The sequence below is a fragment of the Bacteroides sp. LFL-34 genome, from assembly GCF_027257075.1.
Classification (GTDB): domain Bacteria; phylum Bacteroidota; class Bacteroidia; order Bacteroidales; family Bacteroidaceae; genus Bacteroides; species Bacteroides ovatus.
Genome location: NZ_JAPQKZ010000008.1, coordinates 111,833 through 123,687, shown reverse-complemented (window position 1 = coordinate 123,687; position 11,855 = coordinate 111,833). Strand labels below are relative to the sequence as shown.

Below are 11,855 nucleotides of genomic sequence, written 5' to 3'. Positions count from 1 at the left end.
CCTTTGCAGTGCGACATTTATTGCCATCCGTGCAACAAATGTTTCATCCTTCCTATGCATTTAGCGTAAAAAAAACTATATTTGTCGCTATCTAATATCTGTGTATGAAAAGGAAATTGCTGCTTTTTCTCCTTTCTATTTGTTTTTTCCTTCCGGATTTTGCCGCGACGGGACAGTATAACTTTATCCGTGTAGATGGAGGAAGCGGTCTTTCGAACAGTCATGTCAAGTCCATTATTCAAGATAGTTACGGTTTTATCTGGCTGGGTACGCGCAACGGTCTTAATCGTTATGACGGCGTGTCGATGAAGCTTTATAACTGCTATGACGAAACTTTGCAGCATGGCAATCAGGTCATATCCGCTCTTTTTGAGGATAATCACCGTCAATTATGGGTAGGTACGGATGATGGTGTTTATATTCAAGAGCTTGCTACCGGGAAGTTTTCGTTCTTTGATGCCCGCACAGAGAGCGGAGAGCAAATCAGATACAACTGGATTGAAGATATTCTGGCAGATCATTCAGGAAATATCTGGGTGAATGCACCGAATCAGGGAGTTTTCCGCTATCAGGTGGAGACGGGTAAACTGTTCCGCTATATTCCCTGTCCCAGTAAGGATAAAAGCAAGGACTTTCCGCAGTCTATCTGTGTAGATAAAGAAGGTACGGTCTGGGTGGGTACGTATGGAGCGGGAATTTACCGTTACAGTCCGGAGCAGGATAAGTTTGTGCCCTATGCAACAGAAGCCCTTAAAGGGGATTTCATCTTTACTCTGTGCGATTATGGCGATGAACTGATTGTCGGAGTGCATGAAGAGGAACTGAAACGGTTCAATAAAAAGACTGGAGAAGTGAGTATATTCCCTGCGCCCGAAGTACATCGAAAAATTATCCGCTACGCTGTTTGCTTCGGAGACGAGCTGTGGGTGGGTACGCAGAATGGCGTTTATGTGATTAATGAGAAACACAACAGTGTGCAACATATTCCTGCCGATGCCGGAGGGAAGTATGGGCTTGGAGATGCTATCGTCGATAAGATTTATCGTGATCGTGAAGGGGGAACCTGGATCTGTACGCAATTTGGAGGAGCCAGCTATCTGCCTGTACGTACGCTCGATTTTTCGGTTTATCTTCCGGGAGCGCCCGGTACAGTCAGCGGACGACGCATCAGTGAATTGGCGGAAGGAAAAGACGGAGTGGTGTGGGTTAGTACACAGGATGGCGGTGTTTGCTACTGGAATCCGGGAACACAGACTTTCACTAAAATTCCCCAGTCGCCTGACCGTCAGAATGTATTAAGCCTGTTCGCTTCGGATGATTTGGTTGGCGCAGGTTACTTTAAAGGGGGCATTGACCTGATTGTTCCTCAAGATCAGGTTCAGACGTTCTATCCCGCACAACTTGGTATCAGTGAAGGTTCCGTGTTTGCCCTTTACCGCGATCGTGGGGGAGCAATCTGGTTGGGTGATGGCTGGAACATCTTCCGTTCGGCCGACAAAGGACAGACTTTTGAGAAAATGGAGCAATTCGGGTATGCTTATATGCGTGATATTCTCGAAGATAAATCCGGCAATATATGGGTGGCAACGATGGGCAGTGGAATATTCCGGTATCATCCGCAGACAGATCAGATGGTCAGCTATAAATGTATACCGGGGGACAGCACTTCTATCGGAACGAATGAAGTGACAGGTATTTCGGAGGATAGTAAAGGCTTTATCTGGTTTTCTACAGACCGGGGTGGATTGTTGCGTTTTAACCCCGAAACCGGAAGATTCCGGACATACACCAAAGCGGACGGGCTTCCGGACAACGTAACATATAAAGTCGTGGAAGACCGGCAACATCGTATCTGGTTCGGAACAGACCGTGGGCTGGTTTGTCTTCATCCGGAAACAGACAGCCTGCAAGTCTTCAACCGAAATGACGGGTTACCTGATAACCAGTTTAACTATAAATCGGCCTTGGCTGCCTCTGATGGTACTATTTGGATGGGAACTATCAATGGATTGGTCTCTTTTAATCCGCAAATTGTCCATCCGAATACTTTTGTGCCTCCAGTCTATATCACCGAAATGTACGTGCAGGGACGTGAAACTCCTTTCACGGCAGATGGTGTGCAACTGCCTTACCGTTCTAACGTCAGCTTTGATTTTGTAGCTTTAAGTTATACCTCACCGGGTGCAAATCGCTATGCCTACAAAATGGAAGGGATAGATAATGACTGGAATTATACATCTGATGTGCATACAGCGTCTTATGCCCAGCTCCCGCCGGGAGACTACCTGTTCCGTGTGCGGGGCAGTAATAATAATGGTGTCTGGAATCAGGAAGAAGCTACTTTATCAGTGCGTATTCTTCCACCTTGGTGGCGTACAGTGTGGGCTTACCTTATCTATATCATTGTAGTGTCCGGCAGCTTTGTCTTGACTCTTCGCGCCTATCGCCGCCGGGAAGTACAAAAGATCCGTGAGCAGCAATTATTGGCAGAACTGGCGCGTGAGCGTGAATCCCATCGTACGCATGAGATGTTTATTAATCAGATCACTTACGGAGCTTGTACTCCGCAAGGGGGTGCGATGTCACGGGCTGATGAACAACTGATGTCCCAACTGATAGCCAAAGTGCGTGAGAATCTTTCCGACGCCAATTATAATGTGGAAGCATTGGCTGCAGCCATGAATATGTCCCGCTCCAGCCTGCATCGTAAGATTAAGGCGCTGACCGATCTTTCTTCACTCGACTTTATCCGTATCATCCGATTAAAACGTGCGGCAGAACTATTGCAGGAGGGAGAATTGCGCATCAACGAAATCTCTGACAGAGTAGGTTTCCAGTCGCCTTCTTACTTCGCAAAGATATTTCAGAAGCAATTCGGAGTTACTCCTACAGAGTTTGCCCAACAAAATAAGCAGAGAATGGCAGAGGATTAGTAACTATGGGCTATTATTCGTTATTTTATCATGGGGTGGTGAACAGGTTTTAGCTCCTTTCGGTACTGGAATGAACTAATCTTAGTTCTTCTAAGATTTAATTGGTAATATGCGATGATTTAATATTCATCATATATAGATTTATTCGTCTGACAGTTGTTGAACTTTCGTCTGGCAATTGTTGTTCTTTCGTCTGACAATTGTCAGACGAAAGAACAACAATTGCCAGACGAATAAATTCATGTATCATTAGCCATAACCCCATTAGGTATCAAAAATAAATCTGCACAAGCTCGAAATTAGTTCATTTCCGTATAGAAATGAGGGAATGAAGTAAATAACTACAGTGTGCCCATTTTGTTTAAAGAGATTAAAAGATAGAATAATTCAGCTTTATAAATTCTTTCTTTTTTACTTGCTTATTTCATTTGATTTCCATACTTTTAGCCTCCGTAAACCCTTTAAAAATTGATCCTATGGACAACATTCTTTTCTGGCTGGTTCCAGTCGCTTCCGTGTTAGCCCTCTGCTTTGCTTATTACTTTCATAAGCAAATGATGAAAGAGAGCGAAGGTACACCCCAAATGATAAAGATAGCTGCTGCTGTGCGCAAAGGAGCTATGTCTTATCTGAAACAGCAATACAAAATAGTAGGCTGGGTATTCTTGGGATTGGTTATTTTGTTTTCAATTATGGCCTATGGCTTTCATGTACAGAACGCATGGGTTCCCGTTGCTTTTCTTACAGGCGGATTTTTCTCCGGGCTTTCCGGATTTTTAGGGATGAAGACGGCGACTTATGCGTCGGCTCGTACCGCTAATGCCGCCCGTAATTCTCTGAATGCAGGGTTGAGGATTGCTTTCCGAAGCGGCGCGGTGATGGGATTAGTTGTAGTTGGCCTGGGATTGCTCGATATATCTTTCTGGTATCTGTTGTTGAATGCAGTGATTCCTGCTGATGCGCTGACACCTACTCATAAACTCTGTGTGATTACTACTACCATGCTGACTTTCGGTATGGGTGCTTCTACGCAAGCACTCTTTGCCCGTGTAGGTGGTGGTATCTATACGAAGGCAGCCGATGTTGGAGCCGACTTGGTAGGTAAAGTAGAAGCCGGAATTCCGGAAGATGACCCTCGTAATCCTGCTACTATTGCCGATAATGTAGGTGACAATGTAGGTGACGTGGCCGGTATGGGAGCCGATTTATATGAATCTTACTGTGGCTCGATTCTGGCAACAGCTGCACTGGGTGCTGCTGCTTTTATCCATTCGGCAGATACAGTGATGCAATTCAAGGCAGTTATTGCTCCGATGTTGATTGCAGCTGTTGGTATTATCCTTTCTATTATAGGGATATTCGCTGTCCGTACTAAAGAGAATGCGACCATGAAAGACTTGCTCGGTTCATTGGCTTTCGGCACAAACCTTAGTTCCGTGCTTATTGTTGCAGCTACATTCTTAATCCTGTGGCTTTTGCAACTAGATAACTGGACTTGGATTTCTTGTGCCGTAGTAGTCGGACTGGTAGTAGGTATTATCATCGGACGTTCTACGGAATATTATACTTCTCAATCTTATCGTCCTACCCAGAAACTAAGTGAAAGCGGTAAGACTGGCCCTGCTACTGTCATTATTTCCGGTATCGGTTTGGGTATGCTTTCTACAGCTATTCCTGTAGTTGCGGTAGTGATTGGTATCATTGCTTCCTATCTGTTGGCTTCCGCAGGTGATTTCGGTAATGTCGGCATGGGATTGTATGGTATCGGTATTGCAGCTGTTGGTATGCTTTCTACCTTAGGTATCACATTGGCAACGGATGCTTACGGTCCGATTGCGGATAATGCGGGAGGTAATGCGGAAATGTCCGGCCTGGGTGCTGAAGTTCGCAAACGTACTGATGCGCTCGATTCATTGGGTAACACAACTGCCGCCACGGGAAAAGGTTTTGCAATCGGTTCCGCTGCGCTGACAGGTCTGGCTTTGCTGGCTTCTTATATTGAAGAAATCCGAATCGGTCTGACACGTCTTGGTAATGTGGACCTGACTTTTGCAGATGGAAGTTCTATCAGCGTAGCAAATGCCACTTTTATCGACTTCATGGATTATTACGAAGTACACTTGATGAATCCGAAAGTACTTTCGGGCATGTTCCTCGGTTCAATGATGGCTTTCCTGTTTTGTGGTTTGACAATGAATGCAGTAGGGCGTGCGGCAGGACACATGGTTGACGAAGTGCGTCGCCAGTTTCGTGATATAAAGGGTATTCTGACCGGAGAAGCCGAGCCGGATTACGAACGTTGTGTTGAAATATCGACAAAGGGTGCGCAGCGTGAGATGGTTATTCCTTCCTTGATTGCTATTGTTGCTCCGATTCTTACAGGATTTATCTTTGGTGTTCCCGGCGTACTCGGTCTGCTGATTGGTGGCTTGAGCAGTGGTTTCGTGTTGGCTATCTTTATGGCTAACGCCGGAGGTGCATGGGATAACGCAAAGAAATATGTAGAAGAAGGTAACTTTGGTGGAAAAGGCGGTGAAGTGCATAAAGCAACCGTAGTAGGAGATACAGTAGGTGATCCGTTTAAAGATACCTCCGGTCCGAGCTTGAATATTTTGATAAAGCTTATGAGCATGGTCGCCATTGTGATGGCAGGACTTACGGTTGCTTGGAGTTTATTCTAAAAAAGCAGAAGAGAAATAAGAAAAAGGAGACAAAACAAGTCTCCTTTTTTAATTTGAATTACCTTTGTATCAAAATAGAAGCGATAAATATGTTATTACCTTATTTGAACGAGAATCTGATTGAGGCCGGATGTGATGAGGCCGGTCGTGGGTGTTTGGCGGGAGCGGTATATGCTGCTGCGGTTATTCTTCCGAAGGATTTTAAGAATGAACTGTTGAATGACTCCAAACAACTGACCGAAAAGCAACGTTATGCATTGCGTGAGGTAATAGAGAAAGAAGCGATAGCTTGGGCAGTTGGCATTGTGTCACCGGAAGAAATTGATGAAATAAATATCCTGCGGGCTTCTTTTCTGGCGATGCATCGTGCAGTGGATCAGTTGACCACCCGTCCCCAACATTTACTGATCGACGGTAATCGTTTCACTAAATACCCCGGTGTTCCCCATACTACAGTAGTGAAAGGAGACGGGAAATATCTTTCGATAGCAGCAGCTTCAATTTTAGCCAAAACATATCGAGACGATTATATGAACCGTCTTCACGAAGAATTTCCATATTATGACTGGGACCACAATAAAGGTTATCCAACTAAAAAACATCGTGCCGCCATTGCCGAACGTGGCACTACTCCTTACCATCGCATGACGTTCAATCTGTTGGGAGATGGCCAGTTGACTTTGAGCTTCTAAAGTCGCTTTGTTTCATTTTACACACATTTTCTACATTTTTTTGCAGAATAAGCACGATTTTGTTACGGATAACCGTGAAATTGTTCCGTTTAGGCTAAAAAAGTGTTGCCTAGTGCTTTTATTTGTTATTGAAATGCTATATCTTTGCGAACAATAATAAGAATTAAAAAGTTTAAAATCATGGCAACGAACAAGCTATTATGGTCTTCTAAGCTCATTGGGGTATTTTTTATTATGTTGGTTTGCACTCTTTCTGCAAATGCACAGTTTTTACGTACTTCCTATTTCATGGAAGGTACTCACTATCGTCAACAACTGAATCCGGCTTTAACACCGACTAAAGGTTACTTTAACCTTCCAGTGATCGGTGCTGTTAATGCAACGGTTGGTTCTACTTCGTTAGGCTATCAGGATATCATTGATATTATTGATGATGGCGATGATTTCTACACCAAACCGGATTTCATGAATCGTCTGAAAGATAATAATAAATTGAATGTGAACTTCAGTACAGAAATTCTTTCTGCAGGATGGTATAAAGGAAAAAACTTTTGGTCATTCAATATCGGTCTTCGTACAGATATCGGTGCTAACCTGACAAAGAATATGTTTACCTTCTTGAATGAGATGGAAACAGTTGAAGAAAACTGGAGAAATAGTAACTATGATATTAGTGGTCAGCAATTGAACATTAATGCTTATACTGAAATTGGTTTAGGACTTTCACGTCAGATTAATAGCCGTTTGACAGTTGGTGCTAGAGTGAAAGCTTTATTGGGTATTGGTAACATGGAGTTGAAACTTAATAGAGTTGCAATGAGCGCTAATTTACCTAGTGATCAACAAATAAATCAGTGGTCAAGTGAGAGCTATTGGAATTCTATGAGCCCTTCACAGGCAGCACAGGCAGCACAAGAATTAAAGGATAAGTTTAATAACTATCATGCAAACTTGACTGTTGGTGCCGAACTGAAAAGTTCTTTCAAAGGCTTGGAATTGCAAGAAGAAGAGGGTAAAGATTATGTAACTGACTTTGATTTCGATAGCGGTAAATTGGGTATAGCTGGGTACGGTTTTGGTATCGATTTAGGAGCTTCTTATAAAATATTGGATAATCTGACTGTATCTGCTTCTGTTCTTGACTTAGGTTTTATCTCTTGGTCAAAATCAAGTACAAAGATTGCATCTGCTAATCCGGATCCGATTGATATTAAAGGAAGTACCTATGCAAATATGGTTGATCCGAATAATCCGAATACTGTTATGAACGCTGTAAATCAGTTGCAGAATGACGCTCAAGGATATATGGACCGTGTAACAAATGGTGATGTACTTGACTATGACATGTTGCAACTCGAAGTAAGCGATGCTAAAGAATCTCGTAAATCTCGTCTTGCTTCTACCCTAGTATTAGGTGCAGAATATGGATTCTTCAATAACAAATTAGCAGTGGGTGTATTGTCAACCACTCGTTTTGTACAGCCTGATGCTCTTACAGAATTAACATTCTCTGCAAACTACCGTCCGAAAAGCTGGTTCAATGTAGCACTTAGTTACTCAGCTATCCAGTCAGCCGGTAAATCTTTCGGTCTGGGTCTGAAATTAGGTCCTCTGTTTGTCGGAACTGACTATATGTTCTTAGGCAAGAACTCTAACTCTGTGAATGGATTCGTTGGAGTTTCTATTCCGTTGGGCGGAAGAAAAGCAAGTAAAGAAGGATAAGATATTTTAATTTCTCTCTCTAAACATTCTCTTTTAATTAATTCTCTATAGAATAAAAAACGTATAATTTACAGCTTACCGTCTTAGAATCCTCTAAAGGATCACAGATGGTAAGCTGTTTTTTGTATTAGAACCATTTTATCTTCCGGAATATCACAAACGCAAGAGTTGACAATCCGATGGAAAATAGTACGATCAAAGAGAAAGCAAAGGGTACCTCTTCCAGATGAATATCCACATTCATACCATAGAAACTGGCAATCAATGTCGGGAGCATCAGGACGATGGACAGACTTGTCATGCGTTTCATGATTGTATTCACGTTATTGGAGATAATGGAGGCAAAAGCATCCATCGTTCCCGTGAGAATGTCACTGTAAATATTCACCGTGTTAAGTGCCTGTTTCAATTCGATAATCACATCTTCCACTAGTTCAGTGTCCAGATAATCCGTATCCTGGAAAATAGTCCTTAATTTTCCTATCATTACTTCATTTCCACGGATGGAAGTATTGAAGTAGACCAATGTTTTCTGCAGTCTCATCAGCCGGAGTAGGTCCTCGTTGCGGATGCTTCGTTCCAGTTCCTTTTCTGCGGCGCTGATGTCTATGTTTATCTGCTTTAGGTATTTCAGGAACCATACGGCAGAAGAATAGATGATCCGAAAAATCAGATCCAGCTTGTTGCGTACAACAATCCCTTTTCGACGGGTATGCTCTATGAAATCCGGTAGCAAATCGGTGTTGTGATAACAGACGGACACAATAATCTCGTTATTGGTGATTATTCCAATCGGTACAGTGTCGAAGGGCAGGCTGCCGTTCTGCTTGTTCTGCACAGGGATACGAAGAATGGTCAATAACCAGTTACCTTCCGTATCCGTACGCGGACGTTCGTCCGTATCGGCTATGTCATTAAGAAATGATTCGGGTACGTTGAGAGTTTGAGTTAGAAATTCAAAGTCATCATTATTTGGGCATACTACATTTACCCAGCTGTTAGGAAGCCATTGAGCTTTTTCCACAAAGCCGGCTTCACAATAAAGATACGTTCTCATCTTATTGCCTCCTTTCGTTTGTTTTACACGAGCAGAGGCATCAGGTTTCAATGACTCTGTTCGCTTTAATTAATACTAGTTGTGCACGTTCGCGGGTTTGAATCGTCCATATTTCTATGATTTTAATTTAAAAGCGATGCAAAGGTACGGAAAAATGAAGAGGGTTCCGCCCTTTGTATCGCTTTTTTTGATATTCTTTTATTTGTGCCCTTTATTTAGAGGCTCCGATCCTATTCTGCTTTTCCTTCGAAATGATTATCCAGATATTTCCTGATATTGTAACTGCTTAAACGCTCTTTGGATATGCTGCCATCTTTTTCAACAAGTTCATAGTGTGGAATACCATTGAACTGGAATAGTTGACGCAGATAATTGAACTCTGCCTCCGAAACATAATAACAGGCTTCTCCTTTTAGATTCTTCTCTATATATTTTTTGTAGTCTTTCTCGGGCGAATCTTTCTGACTTGTGATATAGATGAATTGAAACTCCGGATGATCTTTATATTTTTTGCGTAAATCGGCAGTTGCCTCTATTCCTGCACGACAAGGGCCACAAGTCGTTGCCCAGAAATCGACAAACAGAACCTTACCTGAATGATTCTTTATGATGTTGCGGAATACTTCAGTCGCTTTTCCATCAGGCAACTGATAAGATCTTGCCCTATCTTTCGGGTGTGTCTTTTCCAGCACTCGTTCAGCTTCTGATGCGAGAAACGGTTCGGTGAATATTTGTTTGATGCTATCCACATATTCATGAGCTATTTGGCTGTCTTTGATATTTCCTAAATTAAAATTAAGGCTCCGCACTTTGGCTATTTGCCAGAGCAAAGGGTTGGGAGTAGGATATAATTGTGCAATGATGGAATCTTTCTTGAAATCATATTTCTGGTTCATTTTTATAAAGATTTTATCCTTATCCTGCTGGGATTCTTCCTTTTTCTCGGAATATAATGCCACATATTCTTGTATGAGTTTTTGTTCTTTTTCATAGAGCGATGCCATCTTCTCGTTCTCTGCAATTAACTGCCTCATTATAATTTTGGCAGTAGTTCCGGCCAACTTCTCCTGTCTAAGTCTTATTGCTTCCTGCTCCTTATTTAGTTTCACACCTTTTTCTTTAAGGAAAGTCAATAGAGGTTTCTTCGGATAAGTATAATCAATGCTGTCTGATGGAGAAAAAGACTGGTCGGAATATGCTTTCCGGAACAGGTCCATATATTCGAAACGGTTGATAAATGTACTTGCGTTTGTGTTTGCAAGTACGGTTACATCATTGAGTGGCATATCTTTCAAGAAACTGTAATAGGAATCGTCTTCCTTTACTTTCAGCGCCTGATTGGTGCTATCTTGCTTTGCGTAATAATCTCTGCTCATCAAGAAATCAAAAAGCATACTTCCGGCTTGCAAATCTACCTTGTTCTTTATCAGATGAACTGCCTTGAGAGAGGGCTGATAGATTTGGCTTACAGAGTCTGCAACCTGTTTCCATTGTGCAATGATAGGCTTCATGTGCTCCTTGTATTGGTCGGGAGTTAATGTCTTTTGTGATTTCGATAAGTCCTCATAGCGATAGGTTATCAGGTTATCAAAGTCTTTCAGCAGGTAGGAGAGAGAGGCGGATGGACCCATATATGCTGTGTTCCTGATAGGGAAGTAATGATCGCGTGCACGGCTGCGTGCCATTACAGCTTCCCAGTCGATATACATGGTGAGAGTTTGTCCGGGTTCAATATAGAATGGAATCCAGTTGTGTCCTAGTACTACCGATGATTCTATCGGATGATTAATGATAAATCGACAGCTAAAACTACCGTTCGGGGCTATCTGGATGACGGTCGGATAATCTTCACGGGTCAGTTCATTTGACAGATAAATAAGACCGGTGTCAAATCCTAAACGAGGATCGTATCCGTTTATATACCCTTGCAGATAAGTTGAATCCTGGCGGAAGAATTGCTTAAAATCAGGTTCTGCAGCAACCTGTGTAATCGGAGTTCTCTCCTTGCTGTACACTAATTCTTCCGCTCCTTTCTGCTGAATCTTACACGTGCCGTCTTTTTGCGGGGTGAATGATAAAGTCATTTCCTCCTGACTCTCTCTATCTTTTAAAGTCATTTCAATCCGCTTTCCCTTTTTTCGGATATTTTCATTGATGTATATCCGGTTATTCAGAATGCTGATGGAGTCGTAAACTCCATATTCCCATGAACCGGAACCGTCTGTCTTGAACCAATTGCATTTGATGGTGGCTAGTGGAGAAGAATCTTTCTTCTTTTGCAGGACTAGCGATATGTCATAAATATTGCCTTCGGGATCAGTAGGATTGAGAAAATGAATGGTCTGTGTTTCTGACGGTAACGGCTCGAAAACCAGCACATAATCCATTGTTCCTGAATCCGGCATATAGACTTCTTTTTTGAGTTCGATACCTTCAGCACTTTTGAACAGATATTTCTTGCCGGTTGCGGCATCTTCCAGATAGGTATCTCCATCCTCCATGATCCACCAGTGCGGGCGGAAGATAGCATGAATATATACTCTTGTGTTCTCGGGAGTGCGCTCTATGCGGGTGATGTTGGAAATACTTCCTGATCGGGCTTTGAAAGGAGGATGGTCGATTGTTTGTGCGGATACTATACCCGATAACAAAAGTAAGATACAAAATAAAGTTGTTTTCATAATAATAGTTTTTCGATCAACATATTGAAAGTAATTTTACAAAGTAAGAAAAATATTCATAGCCTGGTGCACTTCTGCCCTGTAACTTA

General features: G+C 42.4%; 6 protein-coding genes. 4 read left to right on the top strand and 2 right to left on the bottom strand.

The features are described 5' to 3' along the window. The first annotated feature begins 104 nt into the window (after positions 1 to 104). The 4 genes from N5O98_RS06770 (at position 105) to N5O98_RS06755 (ending at position 8,028) form a co-directional block, all read left to right on the top strand. A complete protein-coding gene (locus tag N5O98_RS06770) occupies positions 105 to 2,933 on the top strand; it encodes a two-component regulator propeller domain-containing protein (RefSeq protein ID WP_134978789.1) in 2,829 nt (942 codons plus the stop codon). Positions 2,934 to 3,409: 476 nt separating this feature from the next. Next, positions 3,410 to 5,614, top strand: a complete 2,205-nt coding sequence (locus N5O98_RS06765) for a sodium-translocating pyrophosphatase (RefSeq protein WP_118161317.1) — start codon at positions 3,410 to 3,412, stop codon at positions 5,612 to 5,614. Between the two features lie 89 nt (positions 5,615 to 5,703). After that, positions 5,704 to 6,306 carry a ribonuclease HII gene (locus N5O98_RS06760; protein ID WP_004298244.1) on the top strand — a complete coding sequence of 201 codons (603 nt, stop codon included), beginning with the start codon at positions 5,704 to 5,706 and terminating at the stop codon, positions 6,304 to 6,306. A 180-nt stretch (positions 6,307 to 6,486) separates the two neighbouring features. Continuing rightward, positions 6,487 to 8,028 carry a DUF5723 family protein gene (locus tag N5O98_RS06755; RefSeq protein WP_118161316.1) on the top strand — a complete coding sequence of 514 codons (1,542 nt, stop codon included), beginning with the start codon at positions 6,487 to 6,489 and terminating at the stop codon, positions 8,026 to 8,028. A 127-nt stretch (positions 8,029 to 8,155) separates the two neighbouring features. Here N5O98_RS06755 and N5O98_RS06750 read toward each other — a convergent pair whose 3' ends face one another. Both N5O98_RS06750 and N5O98_RS06745 read right to left on the bottom strand, forming a co-directional pair. After that, on the bottom strand, positions 8,156 to 9,085 hold the full coding sequence (locus N5O98_RS06750) for a magnesium transporter CorA family protein (RefSeq protein ID WP_008776058.1): 930 nt from the start codon (positions 9,083 to 9,085) through the stop codon (positions 8,156 to 8,158). A 230-nt stretch (positions 9,086 to 9,315) separates the two neighbouring features. After that, positions 9,316 to 11,766 carry a TlpA family protein disulfide reductase gene (locus N5O98_RS06745; protein ID WP_008776057.1) on the bottom strand — a complete coding sequence of 817 codons (2,451 nt, stop codon included), beginning with the start codon at positions 11,764 to 11,766 and terminating at the stop codon, positions 9,316 to 9,318. Positions 11,767 to 11,855 lie beyond the last annotated feature (89 nt).